This is a genomic window from Microbacterium sp. (assembly GCF_031178445.1).
In the GTDB taxonomy this organism is placed as follows: domain Bacteria; phylum Actinomycetota; class Actinomycetes; order Actinomycetales; family Microbacteriaceae; genus Microbacterium.
The window spans coordinates 146128-171052 of sequence record NZ_JAPSIY010000008.1 but is presented as its reverse complement, the minus strand read 5'-3'; the positions used below and the strand labels follow the sequence as shown (position 1 = coordinate 171052).

General features: G+C 69.0%; 22 protein-coding genes and 1 pseudogene. 20 read left to right on the top strand and 3 right to left on the bottom strand.

What is annotated here, in order from left to right; all coding sequences use genetic code 11:
- From RIN43_RS12690 to RIN43_RS12665, 6 genes and pseudogenes are all read left to right on the top strand, one after another.
- Positions 1-169, top strand: a pseudogene (locus RIN43_RS12690) (Holliday junction branch migration protein RuvA); the annotation flags it as partial.
- Positions 162-1193, top strand: a complete 1032-nt coding sequence (gene ruvB, locus RIN43_RS12685) for a Holliday junction branch migration DNA helicase RuvB (protein ID WP_309129284.1) — start codon at positions 162-164, stop codon at positions 1191-1193. The pseudogene RIN43_RS12690 and the gene ruvB, both read left to right, overlap by 8 nt.
- 76 nt (positions 1194-1269) lie before the next feature.
- On the top strand, positions 1270-1695 hold the full coding sequence (yajC, locus tag RIN43_RS12680) for a preprotein translocase subunit YajC (RefSeq protein ID WP_309129283.1): 426 nt from the start codon (positions 1270-1272) through the stop codon (positions 1693-1695).
- A gap of 36 nt (positions 1696-1731) precedes the next feature.
- Positions 1732-3456 (top strand): protein translocase subunit SecD, encoded by a 1725-nt coding sequence (gene secD, locus RIN43_RS12675; protein ID WP_309129282.1) that lies wholly within the window; start codon positions 1732-1734, stop codon positions 3454-3456.
- Positions 3456-4445: a protein translocase subunit SecF gene (gene secF / locus RIN43_RS12670; RefSeq protein ID WP_309129281.1), complete on the top strand. Its 990-nt coding sequence runs from the start codon at positions 3456-3458 to the stop codon at positions 4443-4445. Before secD ends, secF begins: the two co-directional genes overlap by 1 nt.
- 64 nt (positions 4446-4509) lie before the next feature.
- Complete coding sequence (locus RIN43_RS12665; RefSeq protein WP_309129280.1) at positions 4510-6765, top strand: bifunctional (p)ppGpp synthetase/guanosine-3',5'-bis(diphosphate) 3'-pyrophosphohydrolase; 2256 nt, start codon at positions 4510-4512, stop codon at positions 6763-6765.
- Here RIN43_RS12665 and RIN43_RS12660 read toward each other — a convergent pair.
- The 3 genes from RIN43_RS12660 to RIN43_RS12650 all read right to left on the bottom strand — a co-directional run bounded on the left by RIN43_RS12660 (position 6744) and on the right by RIN43_RS12650 (position 9151).
- A complete protein-coding gene (locus RIN43_RS12660) occupies positions 6744-7307 on the bottom strand; it encodes a hypothetical protein (RefSeq protein WP_309129279.1) in 564 nt (187 codons plus the stop codon). The genes RIN43_RS12665 and RIN43_RS12660 overlap by 22 nt on opposite strands.
- Before the next feature lie 68 nt (positions 7308-7375).
- On the bottom strand, positions 7376-8668 hold the full coding sequence (locus RIN43_RS12655; RefSeq protein ID WP_375163748.1) for a DUF349 domain-containing protein: 1293 nt from the start codon (positions 8666-8668) through the stop codon (positions 7376-7378).
- A 162-nt stretch (positions 8669-8830) separates the two neighbouring features.
- Complete coding sequence (locus RIN43_RS12650; RefSeq protein WP_309129278.1) at positions 8831-9151, bottom strand: hypothetical protein; 321 nt, start codon at positions 9149-9151, stop codon at positions 8831-8833.
- A 99-nt stretch (positions 9152-9250) separates the two neighbouring features.
- Here RIN43_RS12650 and RIN43_RS12645 point away from each other — a divergent pair, with 99 nt between their 5' ends.
- The 14 genes from RIN43_RS12645 (at position 9251) to RIN43_RS12580 (ending at position 24916) form a co-directional block, all read left to right on the top strand.
- Entirely contained in the window at positions 9251-10573 is a 1323-nt protein-coding gene (locus tag RIN43_RS12645; protein WP_309129277.1) for a replication-associated recombination protein A, read from the top strand.
- 170 nt (positions 10574-10743) lie between these two features.
- Positions 10744-11373 (top strand): 30S ribosomal protein S4, encoded by a 630-nt coding sequence (rpsD, locus tag RIN43_RS12640; RefSeq protein WP_309129276.1) that lies wholly within the window; start codon positions 10744-10746, stop codon positions 11371-11373.
- Positions 11374-11502: 129 nt separating this feature from the next.
- A complete protein-coding gene (locus tag RIN43_RS12635) occupies positions 11503-11691 on the top strand; it encodes a hypothetical protein (RefSeq protein ID WP_309129275.1) in 189 nt (62 codons plus the stop codon).
- Positions 11692-11759: 68 nt separating this feature from the next.
- The gene (alaS, locus tag RIN43_RS12630) at positions 11760-14420 is read left to right on the top strand and encodes an alanine--tRNA ligase (RefSeq protein WP_309129274.1); all 2661 of its coding nucleotides are present in this window, start codon (positions 11760-11762) and stop codon (positions 14418-14420) included.
- Positions 14417-14899: a Holliday junction resolvase RuvX gene (gene ruvX, locus RIN43_RS12625; RefSeq protein WP_309129273.1), complete on the top strand. Its 483-nt coding sequence runs from the start codon at positions 14417-14419 to the stop codon at positions 14897-14899. Before alaS ends, ruvX begins: the two co-directional genes overlap by 4 nt.
- On the top strand, positions 14892-16445 hold the full coding sequence (gene mltG, locus RIN43_RS12620; RefSeq protein ID WP_309129272.1) for an endolytic transglycosylase MltG: 1554 nt from the start codon (positions 14892-14894) through the stop codon (positions 16443-16445). Before ruvX ends, mltG begins: the two co-directional genes overlap by 8 nt.
- 1 nt (position 16446) lies before the next feature.
- On the top strand, positions 16447-17271 hold the full coding sequence (locus RIN43_RS12615) for a shikimate dehydrogenase (RefSeq protein WP_309129271.1): 825 nt from the start codon (positions 16447-16449) through the stop codon (positions 17269-17271).
- A gap of 4 nt (positions 17272-17275) precedes the next feature.
- Positions 17276-18505 (top strand): chorismate synthase, encoded by a 1230-nt coding sequence (gene aroC / locus RIN43_RS12610; RefSeq protein ID WP_309129270.1) that lies wholly within the window; start codon positions 17276-17278, stop codon positions 18503-18505.
- Positions 18492-19028, top strand: a complete 537-nt coding sequence (locus tag RIN43_RS12605) for a shikimate kinase (protein ID WP_309129269.1) — start codon at positions 18492-18494, stop codon at positions 19026-19028. Before aroC ends, RIN43_RS12605 begins: the two co-directional genes overlap by 14 nt.
- Positions 19025-20104 (top strand): 3-dehydroquinate synthase, encoded by a 1080-nt coding sequence (aroB, locus tag RIN43_RS12600; RefSeq protein ID WP_309129268.1) that lies wholly within the window; start codon positions 19025-19027, stop codon positions 20102-20104. The genes RIN43_RS12605 and aroB overlap by 4 nt, the downstream gene beginning before the upstream one ends.
- Positions 20101-20541 carry a type II 3-dehydroquinate dehydratase gene (locus tag RIN43_RS12595; protein ID WP_309129267.1) on the top strand — a complete coding sequence of 147 codons (441 nt, stop codon included), beginning with the start codon at positions 20101-20103 and terminating at the stop codon, positions 20539-20541. Before aroB ends, RIN43_RS12595 begins: the two co-directional genes overlap by 4 nt.
- Before the next feature lie 100 nt (positions 20542-20641).
- Positions 20642-21205, top strand: a complete 564-nt coding sequence (gene efp / locus RIN43_RS12590) for an elongation factor P (RefSeq protein ID WP_309129266.1) — start codon at positions 20642-20644, stop codon at positions 21203-21205.
- 2 nt (positions 21206-21207) lie between these two features.
- On the top strand, positions 21208-21618 hold the full coding sequence (nusB, locus tag RIN43_RS12585; RefSeq protein WP_309129265.1) for a transcription antitermination factor NusB: 411 nt from the start codon (positions 21208-21210) through the stop codon (positions 21616-21618).
- A 43-nt stretch (positions 21619-21661) separates the two neighbouring features.
- The gene (locus tag RIN43_RS12580) at positions 21662-24916 is read left to right on the top strand and encodes a DEAD/DEAH box helicase (protein WP_309129264.1); all 3255 of its coding nucleotides are present in this window, start codon (positions 21662-21664) and stop codon (positions 24914-24916) included.
- Positions 24917-24925: the final 9 nt, after the last annotated feature.

Sequence of the window (24925 nt, the reverse complement as noted above, 5' to 3'; positions counted from 1 at the left end):
CACGGATCAGGTCGCGGCGGCGCTCGTCGGGCTTGGCTGGTCCGAGAGGGTCGCGGCGGAGGCGGCGGCACAGACTGCCGAGGATGCCACCGAGGCCGAACGCGAGTCGGTACCGGCTCTGCTCCGGCGCACTCTCGCAGCCATGGGCCCGGGAGGAAAGCGTGGCTGATCACCCCCGCGACGCCGCCGAGTCGCTCGACGAGACCGAGCTCGCCATCGAGGGCGCTCTCCGGCCCACGAGCCTCGGCGAGTTCGTCGGCCAGCCGAAGGTGCGAGGCCAGCTTCAGCTGCTGCTCGACGCGGCCCGCATGCAGGATCGCCCCGCCGACCACATCCTCCTCGCCGGGCCGCCCGGCCTCGGCAAGACCACGTTGGCGATGATCGTGGCGCACGAGAGCGGCCGGCCTCTCCGGCTCTCCAGCGGCCCGGCCATCCAGCATGCGGGCGACCTGGCCGCACTGCTGTCGAGCCTCACCCCGGGTGAAGTGCTCTTCATCGACGAGATCCACCGCATGGCCCGCTCCGCGGAGGAGATGCTGTACCTCGCCATGGAGGACTTCCGCATCGACATCATGGTCGGCAAGGGAGCGGGCGCCACCAGCATCCCACTGGATCTCGCACCGTTCACCCTCGTCGGAGCGACGACACGCTCCGGACTGCTCCCGAACCCGCTGCGTGACCGTTTCGGATTCACCGGTCACCTCGAGTTCTACGACGAAGGGGATCTCGAACGGGTGATCGCGCGCTCGGCGACGGTCCTCGGCGTCGAGCTGCCGAACGACTCGCTATCCGAGATCGCCCGCCGCTCCCGTGGCACCCCTCGCATCGCCAACAGGCTGCTGCGCCGCGTGCGCGACTACGCTCTCGTGCACGGCGGCGGGCAAGCGGCCTCCATCCAGGACGTGCGCGCCGCGCTCGAGCTCTACGACGTCGACGCGATCGGCCTCGACCGACTCGATCGTGCCGTGCTGGACGCCCTTGTGCGCAGGTTCCGCGGCGGGCCGGTAGGGCTCAGCACTCTTGCTGTCGCGGTCGGCGAGGAAGCGGAGACCGTCGAGAGCGTGGTCGAACCGTTCCTCGTTCGCATCGGCTTCCTCGGGCGCACACCGCGTGGCCGCGTCGCGATGCCAGAGGCGTACGCGCACCTCGGCGTGCCGCATCCGGACGGGGCGGCATTGTTCGATGACCTATAATCGCTGAAAGCTCCCCTGAACTCTTCGCGCGCTCATCGGCGTGCGCACCTGCGAAAGGTCTCATCCCATGGACCCCATGTCCCTCATGCTCTTCGGTCTGCTCGCCGTGATGCTCGTCTTCATGTTCGTGAACACCCGCAAGCGCCAGAAGCAGATGAAGGCCGAGCAGGAGGAGAAGGCAGCCAAGACCCTCCCGGGCGTCAAGGTCCTCATGCAGGGCGGCCTCTACGGCACGATCGTCGAGTACGACTCGCAGGATCTCGACCGCCCGGCCCGCGTCGAGATCGCCCCCGGCGTCGTCATCGAGGTGCACAGCCAGGCGATCCTGCGCATCGTGGAGCCGACGGAGGTCGTCGAGGACGCTGCCGACACGGATGCCGAGGCTCCCGCCGAGCCTGCGACCGCCGACGAGGTCAAGGTCGACGACATGCCCGACCCGAACCACATCGAGACCCCGGAAGAGACTCGCGCGCGCCTGGAGCGCAACGGCGACAGCAACTGACGCTCGTCCTTCTTCTCACGCGGAAAGCGGAACTTCGTGGCTTCATCATCTCCGGCCGGCCGTGCCCGGCGGGTCCTCCTCGGGCTGCTCATCGTGACCGCCGTGCTGTTCGGCATCAACGCCGTCGGCGTGTACGGCTTCCAGAAGAGCTCGTGGGCCCCTGAGCTCGCCCTCGACCTGCAGGGCGGGACGCAGATCATCCTGAGCGCGCAGACTGAGGACGGCGCCGACCCCACGCAGGAGCAGCTCGACCAGGCCGCCGCGATCATCCGCCAGCGCGTCGATGCCTCAGGCGTCGCCGAGGCGGACATCACCACCGAGGGCGGCAGCAACATCGTCGTGCAGATGCCGGGTGCCGTCGACCAGGAGACGCGCGACCGTATCAACGCCAGTGCGAAGCTGGAGTTCCGCGCCGTGCTGCTGGCAACGGCCCCCTCGAACTCAGTGATCGGAGAGGACGGGAAGAACACCCCCTATCCGACTCCGGCTGAGACGCTGAACGCGACCCCCACGGCCGAGCCGACCGACGGCTCCGACCCGAGCTGGGTCACCGAGAAGCTCCAGGCGGAGCTGCTCGCGTACGACTGCTCGGCCGAGCACGACTCCAACGCACCGGCCGGTGAGCCGCTGATCGCCTGCGACCAGGACGGCACGGCCAAGTACCTGCTCGGTCCGATGGAACTCGACGGCACCGTGATCGACGACGCCACCGCCGGCCGGGACCAGCAGTCGGGCGCGTGGACGGTCAACCTCGAACTCGACGCTCACGGCACCGAGGTGTTCGGTGACATCAGCCAGCGCCTGAACGCCAATCGTCTCGCCGGTCTCAGCCCGCGCGATCAGTTCGCCTTCGTGCTCGACGGCAAGGTCATCTCGGCCCCCGTCATGCAGGCCGCGATCCTGAACGGCAAGCCCAGCATCTCGGGCACGTTCGACCAGGACAGCTCCAAGGCGCTGGCCGACCAGCTGCGCTACGGAGCCCTGCCGCTGAGCTTCAACGTCGAGAGCTCCGACACCATCTCGGCCACCCTCGGATCTCAGCAGCTGCAGATCGGCCTGATCGCCGGCCTGATCGGGCTCGGCCTCGTCGCGGTCTACTCGTTGCTGAGCTATCGCGCGCTGGGGTGGGTGATCATCGCCTCGATCGCGGTGATGGGTGTGCTCACGTACATCATCGTGTGCATCCTGGCCTGGCGCATGGGCTTCCGCCTGTCGCTCGCCGGGGTCGCCGGTCTGATCGTGTCGATCGGTTTCACCGCCGACTCGTTCATCGTGTACTTCGAGCGCATCCGGGATGAGCTGCGCGATGGCAAGGCCGTCACCGCGGCCGTGGAAGACGGCTGGGGCCGCGCGAAGCGCACGATCTACATCTCCAAGTCGATCAACGTGCTGGCGGCGGTGGTGCTCTACATCCTCGCCGACGCGACGGTGAAGGGCTTCGCCTTCACGCTGGGTCTGACCACCCTGATCGACGTGTTCATCTTCGTGATCTTCACCCACCCCGTGATGCAGCTGCTCGTGCGCACGCGCTTCTTCGGCGGCGGGCACAGGCTGTCGGGGCTCGACCCCGAAGCGCTCGGCGCCGTGTACCGCGGTCGATCGCAGTTCCGCGAGGCGCAGATCGGCTCGTCCGGTCGCGTCGCGCGCAACCGCGGCGCCCGCGGTGAGGCCGAGAAGCGTCAGACCATCGCCGAACGCAAGCGCGCCGCGGCACTCGCCAATCAGGGATCCAAGGATGCCGGGAAGGACTCCGACGCCTGATGTTCTCCTTCAACGAGTTCGGCAACAAGCTCTACACCGGGAAACTCTCCTTCCCGTTCGTCACCAAGCGGCGGCTGTGGTTCATCATCGCCATCGCCCTCGTGGTCGCCTCCGCCCTGGTGCCGCTGCTGCGGCCCATCCAGTTCTCGATCGAGTTCACGGGCGGATCGCAGTTCACCGTACAGGCGCCGCAGTCGACCGATCAGGCTCTCGCGACGGAAGCCGTGCGATCGGTCGTGGACGATGCCGCCACGAAGGTCGTCGTCGTCGGCGGTCAGGACGTCCGCGTGCAGACCGACCAGATGACGGCCGGCGAGACGCAGGACGTCACCGCCGCCCTTGCGGAGGCGTACGGCGTTCAGGCAGACGAGGTCACCAATTCGTTCATCGGCCCCGCGTGGGGTGAGAACGTGACGCGCCAGTCGCTGTGGGGCCTGGTGATCTTCCTCGCTCTGACCTTCCTGATCCTGGCGATCTACTTCCGCACCTGGAAGATGTCCGCCGCAGCGATCCTGGGTCTGCTCGACGTGCTCGTGATCACCGTCGGGGTCTACGGTCTGGCCGGCTTCGAGATCTCGCCGGCGGCGGTGATCGGCTTCCTCACCATCCTCGCGTACTCGCTGTACGACACCACGGTCGTGTTCGACAAGATCCGCGAGAACACCACGGAGGACGGCGATCAGACCACGCGCACCTTCGGCGAATCGGTGAACCTGGCTGTGAACCAGACGCTGGTGCGCTCGATCAACACGTCGATCGTCGCGGCGCTTCCCGTCGGCGCGATTCTGTTCATCGGCGCGTTCTGGCTCGGTGCGGAGACGCTCACCGACATCTCGCTGTCGATCTTCGTCGGCATCATCGTCGCCACCTACTCGACGCTGTTCGTCGCGGCCCCGCTCTACTCGCTGTTCCGTGAGAAGGAGCCGGCGATCGCCGAACGCGACGCCAAGGTGCTCGAGGCGCGCCAGCGTTCCACGGTCGACGCCTGACTCCACGCGGGGTCGGGAGGACCGCGCCCCGCGTAGGATTGTCTGATCGGCGACGGGAGCACAGATGGCGGATTCGCAGACCACCTCGCAGGGTTCGAGCCTGCGACGGCTGGTGCCGCGCATCTTCTCGCGCGCGCCGCGGGTCAACGATCTCGACAACCTGATCCGCACGGTGCGCGCGAACCATCCGCGCGGTGACCTGCCCATCATCGAGCGCGCCTACACGGTCGCCCGCGAGAAGCACTCCGGTCAGTTCCGCCAGAGCGGCGAGCCGTACATCACCCACCCGCTCGCGGTTGCGCAGATCCTCGCCGAGCTCGGTCTCGGACCGCGGGCGATCGCCGCCGCCCTGCTGCACGACACCGTCGAAGACACCGGGTACGCCCTGGCCGAACTGACGGCGGAGTTCGGCGACGAGGTCGCCATGCTCGTCGACGGCGTCACGAAGCTCGACAAGGTGAAGTACGGCGAGAGTGCGCAGGCCGAGACCGTGCGCAAGATGATCGTGGCGATGTCGAAGGACATCCGCGTTCTGCTGATCAAACTCGCGGACCGGCTGCACAACGCCCGCACCTGGGGCTTCGTGCCACCCGCGAAGGCCACGAAGAAGGCCAAAGAGACGCTGGAGATATACGCTCCGCTCGCTCACCGACTCGGCATCCAGACGATCAAGTCCGAGCTCGAGGACTTGTCGTTCGCGGTGCTGCATCCCAAGATCTACGCCGAGATCAACAGCCTCATCGCGCAGCGCACCCCGCAGCGCGAGAAGTACCTGCAGCAGGTCATCGAGGCCATCGACGCCGACCTCCGCGAGCTGCGCATCCGCGGCAAGGTGGTCGGACGCCCCAAGCAGCTGTACTCGGTGTATCAGAAGATGGTGGTGCGCGGTCGCGAGTTCGACGACATCTACGACCTGATCGGCATCCGGGTGCTGGTCGGCTCGGTGCGGGACTGCTACGCGGTGCTCGGCGCCATCCATGCCCGCTGGACGCCGCTGCCCGGACGTTTCAAGGACTACATCGCCACACCCAAGTTCAACCTCTACCAGTCGCTGCACACCACCGTGATCGGGCCGGGGGGCCGAACGGTCGAGATTCAGATCCGCACGAACGAGATGCATCAGCAGGCCGAGTTCGGCGTCGCGGCGCACTGGATGTACAAGGAGCGGATGAACGGCGGCAAGGTCGACGCCCGCTCCGCGTCCGACACCGATATGGCCTGGCTCGCGCACATCTCCGACTGGCAGGCGGAGACCGCCGATCCCAGCGAGTTCCTCGATTCGCTGCGCTTCGAGATCGGCGCCAAAGAGGTCTACGTCTTCACGCCCAAGGGTCGCGTGGTGGGCCTGCCGGCCGGCGCGACCCCGGTGGACTTCGCGTACGCCGTGCACACCGAGATCGGCCACCGCACCATGGGCGCGAAGGTGAACGGTCGTCTCGTTCCGCTCGAGACCGAGCTGAAGAGCGGCGATGTGGTGGAGGTCTTCACCTCGAAGAACCCCGATGCAGGCCCCAGCCAGGACTGGCTGAGCTTCGTCAGAAGCACCCGCGCACGCAACAAGATCCGCGGATGGTTCACGAAGGAGCGGCGCGAGGAGGCGATCGAGCAGGGCAAGGAGTCGATCGCCAGGGCCATGCGCAAGCAGAACCTGCCGCTGCAGCGCCTGATGAGCCAGGAGTCCTTCGCCGAGGTCGCCCACCAGCTGCGCTACGAGGACGTCTCAGCACTGTACGCGGCCGTCGGCGAGGGGCACGTCTCCACGCAGTCGGTGCTCGAGAAGGTGACGGCGCTCGTCTCCGTCGAAGAGGACACCAGCACGGGCGCGATCGAGCTGCCCGGCCGCGCACCGGCGCGGGAGGCCCGTACGGGGGACTCCGGCATCCTTGTACGCGGTGCCGCCGACATCCTCGTCAAACTCGCGCGCTGCTGCACCCCTGTGCCTGGTGACCCGATCGTCGGCTTCGTCACCCGCGGAAGCGGCGTCTCGGTGCACCGTACCGACTGCGTCAACGTGAAGGCCCTCGGCGACAGCCCCGACCGCTTCGTCGAGGTGGAGTGGGCGCCGACGACGAAGAGCGTCTTCCGCGTCCAGATCCAGGTCGAGGCGCTCGACAGGTCAGGGTTGCTCTCTGATGTCACACGGGTGCTCAGCGAGCATCATGTGAACATCCTCTCCGCGACCGTCTCGACCACGAACGAGAGGCTCGCGCTGAGTCGCTTCGTCTTCGAGATGGGCGATGCCGTGCACCTGGATCGGGTGCTGAACGCGGTGCGGCGGATCGACGCCGTCTACGACGTCTACCGCGTAACCACGTCCTGATCAGCCGCGATCCGTTCGAGCATCCGCATCGCCGATCGTCGGCCGGGGCGGCGGCTCAGCTGCTCCAAGCGCGCTCGCGCGCCGTCAACCAACCCCTCGCTCACCGGCAGCAGGGCTCGCAGCCAGCGCTCGGCGGTCGGGTCGGCGGGCGCGGCGAACAGCAGCTCCAGAGCGGTGGGGAGCTCGTCGACGACACCGACCCCCGCGATCATCCTCACGTCGCCCTCGCCCGTCAGCCCGTCGTGGTACACGACGTGCGGCGGCAGGGAAGGACGGAACCGGCGGATGCTGCGACGACGCACGTGGTGCACCGTCGGGGGCAGGTCTCCGGCCCCATGCACCCATGCGGCTGTCGGCCCGCACGCGGCGGCGCGATCCGGCACGATCGCAGCCAGACTGGCAGCCCGTGCGGCACTCGTCTCGACGGTATCGGCCGGCATGAAACCCTCGCCGACCTCGAAGACGTGCCCGTCGAGGCGGGCCGAGCCGAGCTCTGCGAGCGTGAGCCGGTCGCCAGGCAGATACAGCAGAGCGGGATGCACGCTTAACAGTGTGAGCCGTGCCGTCCGTCGAGGGGCGAGCACGGCTCAGACTGTGGAGAACCCCCGGGTCAGCCGCCAAGGGCGTTCAACCAGGCGCGACGAGCGGACAGCGCCTCGGTCGCCTCCTTGACTGCCTTCGCGTCGCCGGCCTTCTCAGCGGCGGCGAGCTCGGCCTCGAGCTTCTCGATCGCCTCGAGGAGCTGCGAGCTCATGTCATTCGCGCGTGCCTTCGTCTCGGGGTTGTTCTTCTTCCAGTCGACGTCCTCACGCGACTTGAGCGCCTGCTCGATCGTGCGCAGCCGGTCGTCGAGGGCGCGCTCCTTCTCGCGCGGGAAGATGCGGCCCACTTCGTCCCACTGGCGCTGGATGCGGGTCAGCAGAGCACGGGCGCGCTTGAGGTCGCGCTCGTCGGCGACGGCCTTCGCCTCGACCAGGAGGGCCTCGCGCGCTTCGATCCTCGGAGCGGACTCGGCCTCTTCCGCGGCTGACTGCTCGGCCCGCGCGGCGTACAGCGCGTCACCGGCGGCCTTGAACTTCGCCCACAGGGCGTCGTCCGCCTTGCGGCCGGCGCGTCCCGCAGCCTTCCACTCGTCCAGAAGACCCCGGTACGCCGGGATGCCGTCGACGCCGCGCGATGCGAGGGCCTCGGCGCGCTCGACCAGGCGCGACTTCACGTCGCGCGCTGCGCGGTGCACGTCGTCGAGCTCGGAGAAGAACGCCCGGCGAGCCTTGTCGACCGTCGAGCGCGCGTCGCGGAAGCGCTTCCACAGCTGCTGGGCCACACCCTTCGGCAGGCGCGGGCCGTTCTGCTGATGCGACTGCCAGGCGTCGAACAGCTCGGTCATCTCGGCGGTGACCTGCTTCCACTGCACCTTCGCCAGGTCGCGGGCTGCGATCGCCTCGGCCTTCTCGACGATGCCGGTGCGCTCGGCGATGGCTGCGTCGAGAGCCTCCTTCGCGGCTTCTGCCTCTTTGGCGGTCGCCTCGGAGAGCGACTCGATCAGAGCCTGCACCCGCTCGCGGAGGCCCGCGAGGTCTCCGACGGCCGCCGCATCCGTGACCTCTGCGAGGAGGTGCGTCGCCTGCTTCGTCAGATCGGACGCCGATGCTCCGCCGCCCTGTGCGCGAGTCTCGAGGGTGCCCAGCTTCAAGGCCAGGTCGTCGAACTTGCGGGCGTAGTACGCCAGCGCCTCCTCATGGGTGCCGTCCGGGTACTGCCCGACGGCTCGCCAGCCCTCTCCTTCGCGCACCTCGACGGTGCCGTCTTCTGTGACACGACCCCATTCGGCGGCATCGGAGACCGCAGGTGCCGCCGGCACGATGGGCGCAGCGGGAGCGGCGGCCTTGCGCGGCATCGGCATGCGCGGCGGCATCGGCACGGGAGGGGTGGGCTTGGGGGCGTTGTCATCAGTAGACACGGTGTGCTCCTTGCGCGGCAGTCCGCGGGAGGGGGAAAGGACGACGACCAGCCTAGTCAATCCGCGGCTCGGTGTGTGGGGCGAGCGGCCGCATCGAAGCGGAGCTCACTCGCCGGGCGTCTGAGTGGGCACCGGTGTCGGAGAATCCAGCGGAGGGTTGGTCAGCGTCGGCGTCGGCGTCTCCGGCGCGGGGGTGTCGGACGCCGGGGCGGACGGAGACGGAGAGGGCGCTGGGGCCGTGATCTGGGCATGCAGCGTCTGGCTGACGACGGCGCCGATCACGACGAGGGCGCCCGCGATGACGGCGATCATCGTGTCGCGGTGACGGCGACGGACCTGTGTTTCGTGCCACTTGGCACGGGCCGCGTAGAGCCGAGCGCGCTCCGCCTCGGTTTTCGCGCGCTGTCGGGAACCGCGTGCCGCCATCGTCCGTCCTCTCCACAGTCGGGCTCCGGTCCTCCCGCGAGCCATCTGCGAGCCTACCGTCGCCGTCGCAGTGTCGCCGCCCCGCATTAGCCTGGTCACATGACCTCCGCCGCCTCGCTCATGTCGGGACAGACCCCGCTCGCCGTGCGCATGCGGCCGGTGTCGCTCGACGAGGTCGCCGGGCAGCGGCATCTGCTGCGCGCAGGGTCGCCCATCGTCGCGCTGGCAGACCCCGACGCCGCCGCACCGGGAGCGGTGTCGATCATCCTGTGGGGTCCGCCCGGCACGGGCAAGACGACGCTCGCTCAGGCCATCGCCCGCTCCTCCGGCCGGCGCTTCGTCGAGCTGTCCGCCATCACCGCCGGAGTGAAGGACGTCCGCGAGGTGATGCAGGAGGCGATCACTCAGCGCGATCTCTACGGACAGACCACCATCCTTTTCCTCGACGAGATCCACCGATTCACCAAGGCGCAGCAGGACGCGCTGCTGCCCGGGGTCGAGAACGGCTGGGTCATCCTCATCGCGGCCACGACCGAGAACCCGTCGTTTTCGGTGATATCGCCGCTGCTGTCACGCTCGCTTCTGCTGACCCTGCAGCCGCTCACCGACGAGGACGTCGGAGTGCTCGTCGACCGCGCCGTGGTCGACGCCCGCGGTCTCGCCGGTGCCGTCACGCTGAGTGCCGAGGCGCGTGGCGCACTCATCCGCCTGGCATCCGGTGACGCGCGCCGCGCGCTCACCGGCCTCGAGGCGGCGGCCGCGGTCGCGTTGTCCCGCGAGGACGCTGCGGAGGTCAACCCCGACGACGTCGCGCAGGCGGTCGACCGCGCACTCCTGCGCTACGACCGTCAGGGCGACGAGCATTACGACGTCATCAGCGCGTTCATCAAGTCGATCCGCGGCTCGGACCCCGACGCCGCCGTGCACTACCTCGCGCGGATGATCGAGGCGGGGGAGGACCCGCGCTTCATCGCCCGGCGCCTGGTGATCTCGGCCGCGGAGGACATCGGTCTCGCCGATCCGCAGGCCCTGGTCATCGCGACGGCGGCGGCCGATGCCGTCGCCTTCATCGGTATGCCGGAAGGGCGCATCCCGCTCGCTGAGGCGACGGTCTACCTCGCGACGACGGCGAAGTCCAACGCCGCCTACACGGCCATCAACCAGGCCATAGCGGATGTGCGCGCCGGCGGGTTCGGACGCGTACCACTGCATCTGCGCGATGCGCACTACGCCGGAGCGAAGCGCCTCGGCCATGGCAAGGGCTACCGCTACCCGCACGACAGCGATGCGGGCATCCTGCCGCAGCAGTACCTGCCGGACGAGCTCGAGGGGAAGCGATACTACGAACCGAAGACGCTCGGCGCCGAGCGCGACGTCGCTGCGAGGCTCGAGCGGATCCGTCGCATCCTGGGGGACCGATGACGCTCGCCGCCGTCTGTTAGGATGGAGCGGCTCGAAACCGAGTTTTCGGGCATCTCTCCACTCCTGAATCACCTTCTGCTGCGCCTCGGCGTGCGCTGCGGACGGGCGGGGCGGAGGCGATACGCCCGCGAGTCGTGAAAGACACGGCCGCGTCATGGAAGGAATGCTTCGTGGTCACGAAGTCTCAGGACCGCCGCAAGGTCCGCCTCAGCCGCGCGCTGGGAATCCCGCTCACCCCGAAGGCCGCCCGCTACCTCGAGAAGCGTCCCTACGCTCCCGGAGAGCACGGCCGCACCAAGCGCAAGGCCGACAGCGACTACGCCGTCCGTCTGCGCGAGAAGCAGCGTCTGCGCGAGCAGTACGGCATCCGCGAGAAGCAGCTGCGCATCGCGTTCAACGAGGCTCGCCGCAAGGACGGCCTGACCGGTGAGAACCTGGTCGAGCTGCTCGAGATGCGTCTCGACGCCCTCGTCGTGCGTGCCGGCTTCGCCCGCACCACCGCGCAGGCCCGCCAGCTGGTCGTGCACCGTCACATCCTCGTCGACGGTCAGCTCGTCGACCGCCCGTCCTTCCGCGTGAAGCCGGGTCAGCTCATCCACGTCAAGCCCAAGTCGGAGGGCCTCGAGCCTTTCCAGGTCGCAGCCGCCGGCGGTCACGCCGACGTCCTGCCCCCGGTTCCGGGCTACCTCGAGGTCGAGCTCGACAAGCTGCAGGCACGCCTGGTGCGCCGCCCGAAGCGCGCCGAGGTCCCCGTGACCTGTGAGGTGCAGCTGGTCGTCGAGTACTACGCGGCTCGCTGATATCAGCATCCCGGGCTCGCAAGAGCCCAGGCGGGAGGCGTCGGGGAACACCCGGCGCCTCTCGTCGTCTCGGCACGATTCCGCATACGATGGAGAGACCGCGCCCCGCGGGAAGACGAGGTTGACGACATGAAGAACATGCTGTGGTTCCTGATCGGTGTGATCGGCGGGTTCGTCGCCGCGCACTTCATGAACAAGGACCCGCGCGGTCAGGAGCTCCTCGCCGACGTCGATGCGCGCATCTCGGAGTTCACCTCCATCCTCGGCGACGCGTACAGGCAGCAGGAAGCGCGTCTCTCCGAGTCCGCAGACGACTGACCCAAGCCCTCACCTCACCGCCCGCGCATCCGCGGGCGGCCGCTTACGCAAGGACACCTACGAGCACTATGAGAACTGCGGAGATCGCGCAGCGCTATCTCGACTACTTCGAGAAGAACGACCACCTCATCGTCCCTTCGGCGTCGCTCGTCAGCGACGACCCGTCGCTGCTGTTCACGGTGGCCGGCATGGTGCCGATGATCCCGTACCTGACCGGGGTGGTCCCCGCGCCGCATCCCCGCATCGCCGACCTGCAGAAGTGCATCCGCACCAACGACATCGAAGAGGTCGGACGCACCGCCCGCCACGGCACCTTCTTCCAGATGCTCGGCAACTGGTCGTTCGGCGACTACTTCAAGGAAGGCGCGATCCGCTACGCCTGGGAGCTGCTCACCTCGTCCGAGGCCGACGGCGGACTCGGGTTCGACGAGAAGGACCTCTGGGTCACGGTGTACGAGACCGACGATGAGGCCGAGGCGATCTGGCGTGACATCATCGGCCTCAAGCCCGAGCGCATCCAGCGTCTGGGGCGCGCCGACAACTACTGGAACACCGGTCAGCCCGGCCCGGGTGGGCCAGACTCCGAGATCTTCTTCGACCGCGGTCCCGCCTACGGCAAGGACGGCGGACCGGCAGCCGACGACAGTCGGTTCCTGGAGATCTGGAACCTCGTGTTCATGCAGGACTTCATCGAGAACATCCGGGGCAAGACGGAGTTCGACATCGTCGGCGAGCTGCCGCAGAAGAACATCGACACCGGCATGGGCCTCGAACGCGTCGCCTTCCTCAAGCAGGGCGTCGAGAACATGTACGAGACCGATCAGGTTCGCCCCGTGCTCGACCGCGCGGTGGAGCTGTCCGGTCGCCGCTACGGCGCCGTTCACGAGGACGACGTGCGCTTCCGCGTGATCGCCGACCACGTGCGCTCCTCGCTGATGCTTCTCTCCGACGGCGTGCGGCCCTCCAACGAGGGTCGCGGCTACATCCTGCGCCGGCTCATGCGCCGCACCGTGCGCGCGATGCGCCTGCTGGGCGTCGACGAGCCCGTGTTCCCCGAGCTTTTCGCCACCTCCCGTGATGCGATGAAGTCGGCCTACCCCGAGCTCGAGAGCGATTGGGCGACTCTTTCGTCGGCCGCGTTCGCCGAGGAGGAGACCTTCCGCCGCACGCTGGTGCAGGGCTCGACGATCCTCGATCTCGCACTCGGCGAGACGAAGAAGAGCGGCGGCTCCACGCTGAGCGGCTCCGAGGCCTTCCTGCTGCACGACACGTACGGGTTCCCGATCGACCTCACCCTGGAGGTCGCAGAGGAGGCAGGGCTCGACGTCGACCGAGCAGCGTTCGACTCCCTCATGCAGGAGCAGCGCGATCGCGCGAAGGCCGACGCCCGCAACCGCAAGCGCCAGCTCGCGGACGTGTCGGTGTACCGGCAGTTCCGAGCTCTCGGCGAGACCGGTTTCGCCGGTTACACCGATCTGCAGACCGAGTCCCGCGTGCTGGGCCTGATCGTCGACGGCGCTCCGGCTCAGACCGCCTCCGAGGGCCAGGTCGCCGAGGTCGTCCTCGCTGAGACAACCCTGTACGCGGAATCGGGCGGTCAGGTCGCCGACAAGGGCAGCATCATCGGCACCGGCTTCGAGCTGGATGTGCTCGACGTGCAGCGGCCGGTGCCCGGCCTGATCAGCCACACGGTGCTCGTATCCTCGGGCAGCGTCGCGCTGGACGATCGCGCCACCACTGTGGTGGATGCCGCGAACCGCCGTGCCGCACGTCAGGCGCATTCCGCCACCCACCTGGTGCACGCGGCGCTGCGCGACACTCTCGGTCCGAGCGCCACACAGGCCGGGTCGCTGAACCGCGCCGGCTACATGCGCTTCGACTTCTCCTGGTCACAGCCGCTCTCGGCTGACACGCGCTCGGAGATCGAGGACATCACCAACCGCGCAGTGCACGACGCGCTGGAGGTCACCACCCGCATCGTCTCGCTCGACGAGGCGAAGGAAGCCGGCGCCATGGCGCTGTTCGGCGAGAAGTACGGCGACGTGGTGCGCATGGTCGACATCGGCGGCCCCTGGTCGCGTGAGCTGTGCGCCGGCACCCACGTGTCGTCAAGCTCGGAGATCGGCCTGGTCAGTGTCGTCGGCGAGTCGTCGGTCGGTGCGTCGAACCGGCGCATCGAGGCTCTCGTCGGCCAGGACGCCTTCCGGGAGCTCGCCGCCGAGCGTACCGTGGTCTCTCAGCTGACCGCCGCGCTCAAGACGCCTCGCGATCAGCTCTCCGCCCGCATCGAGGAGCTGCAGGCCAGCCTGAAGGCGGCCGAGAAGAGGATCTCTCAGTTCGAGGCCAAGGAGCGCGAGGGCCGCGTGCCCGCGCTGGCCGAGTCCGCACAGACCGTGGGCTCATACCGGGTGGCGGCGTCCTCGCTCGGCGAGATCGGCTCGGCCGACGACGTGCGCACCCTCGCCCTGAGTGTGCGCGAACGCCTGGGATCGGATGCAGCCGTGGTGGCGTTCGGCGGTGTCGCCGGTGGTCGCCCTGTCGTCGTCGTCGCCACCAACGAAGCGGCGCGAGCTGCTGGAGCCAAGGCCGGGGCGCTCGTGCGTGTCGCAGCCGGGGTGCTCGGAGGAGGCGGCGGGGGCAAGGACGACGTCGCACAGGGCGGCGGCACCGACGCGTCGGCGCTGGATGCCGCACTCGCCGCCGTCGTGTCGGAGCTCTCGGCGGCGTGACCGGGTTCCGTCGCGGCATCCGCCTTGGCATCGACGTCGGCAAGGCGCGTGTCGGCGTGGCGCGCTGCGACCCGGACGGGATGCTGGCCGTGCCCGTGGAGACGGTGCCCCGCTCTGAGGCCTCCGTGGATCGGATCGCGGAGCTCGCGGCTGAGTGGGAGCCGATCGAGTTCGTGGTCGGCCTCCCCGTGAACCTGCGCGGCGATGAGACGCCCTCGACGGCGGACGCCCGGGATTTCGCCGTCGCACTCGGCGTCCGAACCGGCATCGACGTGCGACTCGTCGACGAGAGGCTGAGCACGGTGAGCGCGCATGCGGCGCTGCGTTCCTCGGGCAGATCCCAGAAGAAGTCTCGTAGCATTGTCGACCAGGTGGCCGCCGTGGTGCTGCTGCAGCACGCTGTCGACACCGAGAAGAGCACCGGGACACCCGCCGGCGCGTTGATCGACCTCGATGAGGAGCCCACTGCCGATGTCTGACCCGGACGACTCCCCGAAGCGGCAGGAGTTGGGCGACCTGTTCTCCAACCTGCCGACGGCTTCCTCGCCGCTGCCTGCCCGCGACGGCCGCCATCAGCCGGCCCCCGGGTCACGGCGGGCGAGGCGGGAGGCTCAGCAGAATGCCGGGGGGCCCGCATCCGCGGAGCCGGTCGGCAGCGGGCCGGATGCTGCGACACCCGCGGCGAGCCCCGATACGGCGAGTTCCGATGCGGCGAGTCCCGACAGCGCGAGCAGTGCCGCCCGTCCCGAGCCCGCCAGCGCCTCGGGCCATCAGGCGCAGGAAATCTGGGCGGTCACTCCGGTCGCGTCCGGGGCCGCCGCCTCCTCGCAGCAGTCGGGCCGTATGACGGAAGCCGGCGCGCCGGAGAGAGCTGAAGGTCGACTCGCGGTCGAGGACGACCCGCACTCCATCGACGCTCTGTTCGCGCCCGAGCAGCATCGTCACGTGCCGAAGAAGAGACGAGGCCGCGGGTGCCTGATCGGCCTGATCGTGATCCTGGCCATTCTCGGCGGGATCGCGGCCGGCGGCGTCTGGGCCATGAACACCTACGGCGACAGGATCAACGAGATCATGGGCTGGGGTGAGCCCAAGGACTACGAGCCGGGTCAGGCCTCAGGTGAGGCGCTCGTCACCATCAAGTCCGGCGACACGGGCTCCCCGGTCTCCACCGCGCTCTTCGAGGCCGGCGTGACCAAGACGGATCGGGTGTTCTACGACTACCTGATCGAGGAGAACCCCTCGGTCACGTTCTATCCCGGGGTGTACAAGCTGCAGAAGAAGATGACGGCCGCGGCGGCACTGAAGGCGCTGGAGGACCCGGCGAACCGCATGGAGAACACCGTGCGCATCCCGGAGGGGAGTACCGTCGAATCCGCGCTGCCCCGCATCGTCGACGGTGTCGGAGTGCCGCTCGAGGAGCTGCAGGCGGCGGTGAAGGACCCGTCAGCGTACGGCGTGCAGGCGGAGCGGCTGGACGGGTGGCTGTTCCCCGCGGTGTACACCTTCGACCCCGGGTCCAGCGCGAAGGACATCATCGCCCGGATGGTCGAGCGCACGCGGCAGTCGCTTGAGGATGCGGGGGTGCCGGATGCCGACGCGCAGCGCGTTCTGACCATCGCGTCGATCATCGAGCGCGAAGCGCGGACCCCGGATTTCGCAAAGGTGTCCCGGGTGATCCAGAACCGGATCGATGAGGGCATGAAGCTGCAGATGGACTCCACGGCCCAGTACGGGTACGGCGAGCTACACGCGGGCAAGGCGAGCACCTCCAGCGAAGCGCAGAACGATCCCAACGAGTGGAACACGTACTACATCACCGGGCTTCCCAAGACGCCGATCGCCAACTCGAGCGATGCGGCGATCGATGCGGCGATGCATCCCGCCGACGGTCCGTGGCTGTACTTCGTGACGATCGACTTCAGCACCGGTGAGACGCAGTTCTCCGAGACCTACGCCCAGCACCAGCAGGGCATCGAGAAGATGCGCGCCTGGTGCCGCTCCAACCCCGATTACAAGGGCTGCTGACATGAGCGCCGGCACTCGGCTGGCGGTGTGGGGCGATCCGATCGGGCACAGCCGGTCGCCCGCCCTGCACTCGGCGGCATACCGACAGCTCGGCCTCGACTGGCGATACGACCGCAGGCGAGTCGACACTGCCGGGTTCGGCGCAGCACTCGCCTCCCTGGACGACACGTGGCGGGGCCTGTCGCTGACCATGCCGCTCAAGGAGGTCGCTCACGCGGCCGCCGAAACGCTCGACCCGCACGCTCGCCTCACCGGCGCCGTCAACACGCTCCTGCTCGGCGAGACGCGACGCGGCTTCAACACCGACGTCGGCGGAATCGGCGACGCGTTCGCATCCGCAGGGGTGTCCGGATTGACGAGCGTCCGCATCCTCGGCGCCGGCGCCACGGCGGCGTCGGCACTCGTCGCCGTGCGCGATCTGGGCGCGAAACGGGTGGAGGTACGCGCGCGGCGTCCCGAGGCGGCGGCGCGACTGGGAAGGATCGCCGAGGAGCTCGGCGTCGAGTTCCGGGTGCTGCCGTTCGGCGATCCCGCCGGGGACGTCGACGCCACGGTAGCGACGCTGCCCAGCGGAACGGTGCTCGACGCACCGGTCGCCGCACCGCTGACGACATCGGGCGGAGTGCTCTTCGAGGCGGCCTACTCGCCGTGGCCGTCCGCCCTCGCGGCCGCCTGGGACGCCGGGCACGTGATCTCCGGCTTCGAGATGCTGCTGCACCAGGCCGTCCGCCAGATCAGGATCTTCCTGCGCGGCACGCAGAGCGAGCCGCTTCCCGATGAGGACGTCATCGTGTCCGTCATGCGGTCGGCCGCCGTGGGAGACTAGAGCAATGCTCCGCGTGCTCACGGCCGGCGAATCGCACGGCCCCGAACTCATCGCCGTCATGGAGGGCCTGCCCTCCGGCGTCACCGTCACCGCCGAAGCCATCCAGGCCGACCTGCAGCGTCGCAAACTGGGCTACGGTCGCGGTTCGCGGATGAAGTTCGAGCAGGACGAGCTCACCATCTCTGCGGGCGTGCGCCACGGCAAGAGCCTGGGCAGCCCCATCGCGCTGCGCGTCGGCAACACGGAGTGGCCGAAGTGGACCGAGGTGATGAGCCCTGCGCCCACCGAGCTGACCGAGAAGTCCCGTGGCCGCGGTGCCCCCCTCACACGACCGCGGCCCGGTCACGCCGATCTCGTGGGCATGCAGAAGTACGACTTCGACGAGGCACGGCCGATTCTCGAGCGGGCCAGCGCGCGTGAGACCGCCGCGCGGGTGGCGCTCGGCGCCGTCGCGCGCGCGTTCCTCTCCGAACTCGGCATCCGCCTCGTCAGCCACACCCTCTCGATCGGTCCAGTGCAGGTCCCGGACGGATCGCCTCTTCCCGGCCCCGACGACGTCGAGGCGCTGGACGCCGACCCGCTGCGCTGCTTCGACGCGGCGACCTCAGCGCTGATGGTGGCCGAGGTGGATGCCGCCCGCAAGGACGGCGACACCCTCGGCGGGATCGTGGAAGTGCTCGCCTACGGGCTTCCGCCCGGCGTCGGCTCGCACGTGCACTGGGATCGACGCCTCGACGGGCGCCTCGCGCAGGCGCTCATGAGCATCCAGGCGATCAAGGGCGTGGAGGTCGGCGACGGGTTCGCCACCACCCGCCGCCGGGGCTCAGCCGCCCACGACGAGCTCTTCGTGGCGGCAGACGGCATCACACGTGCATCCGATCGCGCCGGCGGCACCGAAGGCGGCATGACGACCGGAACCGTGCTGCGCGTGCGCGCCGGCATGAAGCCCATCGCAACCGTGCCGCACGCTCTGCGCACGATCGACGTCGCCTCCGGCGAGGCGGCCACCGCCCACCACCAGCGCTCCGACGTGTGCGCGGTTCCGGCCGCCGGCGTCGTAGCCGAAGCCATGGTCGCGATCGAACTGGCGAACTCGATTCTCGAGAAGTTCGGCGGCGACAGCATCCGCGAGACGCGACGCAATCTCGACGCGTACCTCGAGGCGATCCCCGAGGCGCTGCGCACGGCGCCCGCCTCGGAGGCGGCGCTGCTCGCCCATGATGAGCTCTCCTGATCCCGCTGCAACGGACCGGCCGCTGACACTCGTGCTCGTGGGGCCGATGGCGGCGGGCAAGACCAGTGTGGGACGCAAGGTCGCGCGGCTGCTGGGCGTGACCTTCGTCGACACAGACAAGCGCATCGCCGCCGAGCACGGCCCGATCCCCGAGATCTTCGCAGCCCACGGAGAGGCGCACTTCCGTGAACTGGAGCGCACAGCCGTCGCCGCGGCCGTCGCGGAAGGCGGCGTGGTGTCGCTGGGCGGGGGAGCGGTGACCGATCCGTCCACCAGAGCGCTGCTGGCGGAGCATCCGGTGGCGTACCTCACCGTGAGCGCGGAAGCCGTCGCGAACCGCATCCGCGGTGCCGGGCGGCCCCTGCTCGCAGGCGAGGAGGACCCGGTGGAGCGGTGGCGCACGATCTTCGAGCAGCGCCGCGCCTGGTACGAGCAGGTCGCGGACCTGACGGTCGACACATCGCGCCGGCCGATGCGCAAGCTGGCGGAGGAGATCGCCGCATGGAGGAAGGAACGGGCATGAGCACGACGACCATCAGCGTCACGGGACAGAGCGCCTACGACATCATCGTGGGCCGCGGGATCCTCGACCGCATCGCAGAGGCGCTCGATCCCGCGGTGCGGAAGGTCCTTGTGGTGCACCCGCCGACTCTGGCGATGCGCGCGGCGGAACTGCGGGAGCGGCTGATGGGGGACGGCGGGCTCGAGGTGCTGCTGGCCGAGATCCCTGATGCCGAGGCGGGCAAGCGCATCGAAGTGGCGGCGTTCTGCTGGCAGATCATGGGTCAGGCGGACTTCACCCGCACCGACGCCGTGATCGGCTACGGCGGCGGGTCGGTGACCGACGTCGCCGGCTTCGTCGCTGCGACCTGGCTGCGCGGCGTGCAGGTGGTGCAGGTGCCTACCACGGTGCTCGGGCTGGTCGACGCGGCCGTCGGTGGCAAGACCGGTGTGAACACCGCCGAGGGCAAGAACATGGTCGGCGCCTTCTGGGCGCCGCGGGCGGTGATCGGCGACCTCGACGAACTGGGCAGCCTGAGCGCGAACGAGGCGACCGCCGGTTACGCGGAGGTCGTCAAGGCGGGTTTCATCTGGGCGCCCGAGATCCTCGACATCGTCGAGGCCGACCCGCAGCGTGCGATCGACACGACGACGGAGGAGTTCCGACGCACTGTCGAGCTCGCCATCGACATGAAGGCGAAGGTCGTCTCGGACGACTTCCGCGAGGCTGGGCTGCGCGAGATCCTCAATTACGGCCACACCCTGGGACACGCGATCGAGCACGCGGAGCGCTACCAGTGGCGGCACGGCGCGGCGATCTCGATCGGGATGATGTACGCCGCCGAGCTGTCGCGCCTGGCCGGGAGGCTCTCGGACGCAGGCGCCGAGCGTCACCGCTCCGTGCTCGAATCGCTGGGTCTGCCGATCACCTATCGGGCAGGCGCGTGGCAGCAGCTGCTGGCGACGATGCAGCGCGACAAGAAGGCACGCGGTGGGATGCTGCGCTTCATCCTTCTCGACGACATCGCCAAGCCCACCGTGTTGCAGGCACCGGACGAGTCGCTGCTGTTCGCCGCGTACCAGGAGGTCGGAGCGTGACCGCTTCCCGCCGCCTACTGCTCGTGAACGGTCCGAACCTGAATCTGCTCGGCACCAGGGAGCCCGAGGTGTACGGCACCGCCACGCTCACCGACGTCGTGAAGGTGACGGCAGGGGCGGCCGAGACGCTCGGCTACGAGATCCGCGCGGAGCAGAGCAACCACGAGGGTGTGCTCATCGACGCGATCCACGCGGCGCGCGAGGACTGCGCGGGGATCGTCATCAATCCCGGCGGCCTCACCCACACGTCCGTCGTGCTGCGCGATGCCCTCACAGGAGTGTCGCTGCCGTTCGCCGAGGTGCACATCTCCGACGTGTACGCCCGCGAGGAGTTCCGGCACTTCTCCTACCTGCACGACGTCGCGGCCGTGCGAGTCATAGGCAGGGGAGTCGACGGCTACGCCGAGGCGGTTCGCGCGCTGGTCGCGCAGCTCTGAACCGTCCGCCTCCGCGGCATCCCGTAGAATCGACTGTCGGCCCAGCTCGCTGAGCGTGCGACCGGCTCCATCATCCCGACACGAACGGACCTCTCTGAGCATGGCATCCACCGCAGACATCAAGAACGGCGTCGTCATCAAGATCGACGGACAGCTCTGGAGCGTCGTGGAGTTCCAGCACGTCAAGCCGGGCAAGGGCGGAGCCTTCGTTCGCACCAAGCTGAAGAACGTCGTCACCGGCAAGACCGTCGACAAGACGTACAACGCCGGCACCAAGATCGAGATCGAGAACGTCGATCGCCGCGACTTCACCTACCTGTACACCGACGGCGACAGCTTCGTCTTCATGGACCAGGAGGACTACGACCAGATCAACGTCCCGTCCGCGACGGTCGGTGACGCAGCGAACTTCATGCTCGAGAACCAGCAGGTGCAGATCGCGCTGAACAACGGCAACCCGCTCTACATCGAGCTGCCCGCGTCCGTGGTGCTCGAGGTCACCTACACCGAGCCGGGTCTGCAGGGCGACCGCTCGTCGGCCGGCACCAAGCCCGCCACCCTCGAGACCGGCTACGAGATCCAGGTTCCCCTGTTCCTCGAGCAGGGCACCAAGGTCAAGGTCGACACCCGCACGGGCGACTACCTCGGCCGAGTCAACGACTGACCTTGAGCGCTCGCACAAAGGCGCGAAAGCGCGCCCTCGACATCCTCTTCTCCGCCGACGTGCGCGGAGAGGAGGTGGCGGTCGTGCTCGCCGCAGCCGCCAAGCGGGCAGCGAACGAGCCGACCCGCGAAGCATCCTGGCTCTACGCCCGCGACATCGTGGACGGGGTCATCGACCACCGTGACGAGATCGATGAGCAGATCACCACCCACAGCAGGGACTGGAAGATCGAGCGGATGCCGGCCGTCGACCGAGCCCTGCTTCGTATCGGAGTCTGGGAGATCCTCTTCAACGAGGAGGTGCCCACCGCCGTCGCGATCGACGAGGCCGTCGAGCTGGCCAAAGAGCTCTCCACCGAGGACTCCGGCGCTTTCGTGCACGGCGTGCTCGCACGCATCGACCGCGCGAACTGACCAGTCACGGACCGGTGTCCGTGGGTGACGGCAGGATGCCGATATGACCGCTCCGCGCCCCAGCGCACAGCAACTGCGCACACTGGCAGGAGAGAACGCCTACCAGCGCGGTCTCGACTATGCGCGCCAGGACAGGGTGCTGCGCTGCTCCTGGGACGACGGATCGGAGACGCTGACCGCGGAGGTGTTCGGCGGCGCACCCGCGCCGTATCGATGTCGCGTGCGCTTCCGTGGCGGGGCCATCCTCGATTCGATCTGCTCGTGCCCTGTGCAGCGCGCGTGCAAGCACGTGGTCGCGGCGCTCCTCGTCGGCCCTCAAGCGGCGGCTGTGGGCAGCTCCCGCGTCCGCACGCAGGCATGGCGCAAGCTGGTCCCGGCGGCTCCCGCGCGCAGGCAGGCCCCGTCGCCGCTGGCCCTCGGCGTCGAGCTGCGGGTGAAGCCCCTGCGCACCGTCGACCGGTGGGGCGCCGCTGCCGCACACACCGCCACCCCGCGTGAGCTGGTGCGTGAACAGGGCGAGGTGATGCTCGCCGTACGACCGCTGGTGCGCAGTGCGTCGACGGGGCGGTGGGTGCAGGCTGACGCGACGTGGGATGCCGTCCGCCGGTCGGGCGACCGGTACGCCCCCGAGCAGGCGCGATGGTTCATCGACTTCCTCGCTGTCGCCCGAGACTCGCTGCTGTCCGGCACCGCAGGCGACTGGATCGTGCTCGACCGGGTGGAGTCGCCGCTGCTGTGGCAGCACCTTGACACGCTTGCGGGTGTCGGCATCCCGGTGATCGCCACGCAGAAGCACACCACTGTGCGCCTGGCCGGCAGCGTCGTCGCGGCGTTGAGCGTCGCGCCCTCCGACGACGGGGGACTGGTCGTCAGCACCGATGTCCGTCTCGATGAGCAGGCGGCGCCGGCCGGGTCTCTGCGCCCGATCGGACGCACGGGCGTCTACCGCTGGGACGTCGTGGGGGAGCGGATCGAGATCGTCCTCGGCGCGGTGCCGCTGCCGCCCGCCGTGCACGCGGCGATCACGGCGGGCGAGCCCATCGCCGTTCCCGCAGAGGATCGGGAGTCGTTCCTCGCCGAGGCGTACCCGCTGATCGCGCGCCAGACGACGGTGACTGCTGCACCCGGTCTTCGACTGCCGCAGCCGGTGGCACCGGTGCCGGTGCTGCGGGTGGACTTCCAGCGTGGCGACCGCGTCGATTACCGCTTCGAATGGCACTACGAGGGCCACGGTGCCGTCGCGTTCGCACCCTTGCCTTCCGGCTCGACCGAGCAGCCGTTCCGCGATCCCGAGGGCGAGTTGCGCGAGCAGCGGATCCTGGAGGCGACCTGGGCGTCCGCTGCCGCCGAGCCGTTCCGCGATCACGCCGTGCTCGAGGGCGTCGGCGCGGCGGAGTGGGCGGCGCAGGTGCTGCCGGCGTTCGAAGACAGCGACATGCGCGTCATCGTGACCGGGCGTCGCAAGAGGTATCGCGAGCTCAGCGGCGCACCCGAGATCACCGTGTCGACGATGGAGTCATCGGATCCCGACTGGTTCGACCTCGGGGTCATCGTGAAGATCGAGGGCAAGACGATCCCGTTCACGCCCCTCTTCACCGCGCTCAGCATGCGTCGAACGAAGCTGCTCCTGGCGGACGGCAGCTACCTCTCCCTCGCCCACCCCGCCCTGCAGGCGCTACGCGAACTTATCGACGAGGCGGCAGCGCTGGCCGAGTGGGAGACCGGCCCTCGCATCAGCAGGCACCAGACCGCACTGTGGGCCGATTTCGAGGACCTCGCCGACCAGGCCGAGCCGGCCGTCGCCTGGCGGGCGATCGCAGAGGGGCTGCGCGACGTGGACTCGGTGCCGCCGACGCCCGTCCCTACGGGCCTGAAGGCCGACCTTCGGCCCTATCAGAAGCACGGATTCGACTGGCTCGCCTTCCTCTGGCAGCACGGGCTGGGCGGCATCCTCGCCGATGACATGGGACTCGGTAAGACGCTGCAGCTGCTTTCGCTGATGGTCCACGCCCGCGAACAGGGTGAACGCCGCCCGTTCCTGGTGATCGCGCCCACGTCCGTGCTCGGCACCTGGCGCAGCGAGGCCGGAAGATTCGCCCCCGGCCTGAGGGTGGCGGTGATCGACGGCACCTCCGCCCGCCGCGACCAGCGCATCGCCGAGCTCGCCAGGACGGCCGACATCGTCGTCACGTCCTACACGCTGCTGCGTCTCGACGAGGAGGAGTACTCCGCCCTCGAATGGGCGGCGATCGTGCTCGATGAGGCGCAGTTCGCAAAGAACCCGGCGACGAAGGTGCACAAGGCGATCGCAGCACTACGAGCCCGCGTGACGATCGCCGTGACCGGAACCCCGCTGGAGAACAGCCTCACCGACCTGCGAGCCCTGTTCGCGCTCACCGCCCCCGGGCTGTTCCCGTCGGCCCGCCGGTTCCGCGAGGAGTACGTGCAGCCGATCGAACAGGGCAAGGTGCCGGAGAACGAGGAGGGGGGAGAGTACCGCCGGCGTCGCCTCGCGCGCCTGAGGCGCCGCATCCGGCCCCTCATGCTCCGTCGCACCAAGGAGCTGGTCGCCGCCGAACTGCCCGAGAAACAGGTTCAGGAGGTGCTGGTCGAGCTGGCGCCCGCGCACCGCGCCCGCTACGACACCGTCCTGCAGCGCGAGCGGCAGAAGCTGCTGGGTCTTCTCGCCGATCTCGACCGCAATCGGTTCATCGTCTTCCGCTCACTCACGATGCTCCGGATGCTGGCGCTGTCGCCGCAGCTCATCGATGCCGAGGATCGCTCGATACCGTCCACCAAGCTCGACGTGCTGATCGAGCACATCGAGGAGCTTCGAGCGGAGGGGCACCGCGCCCTGGTGTTCAGCCAGTTCACCTCGTTCCTCGACCTCGCAGGCGAGCGCCTCACCGCCGCCGGCATCGCATACGCCCACCTCGACGGCTCCACCCGCCGACGTGGCGAGGTGGTGGACGGGTTCCGCGGCGGCGATCAGCCGGTCTTCCTGATCAGCCTCAAAGCCGGCGGCTTCGGACTCACCCTCACGGAAGCGGACTACGTCTTCCTCCTCGACCCGTGGTGGAACCCGGCCGCCGAAGCGCAGGCCATCGACCGCGCCCACCGGATCGGGCAGACCAGCCGGGTGTTCGTCTACCGCCTCATCGCGTCGGGCACGATCGAGGAGAAGGTACTCGCCCTACAGCAGCGCAAGGCGCGGCTGTTCACCGCGGTCATGGACGACGATGCGTTGTTCTCGCAGTCGCTCACCGCCGACGACATCCGCGGACTGCTGGAGACCTGAGCGCGTCGC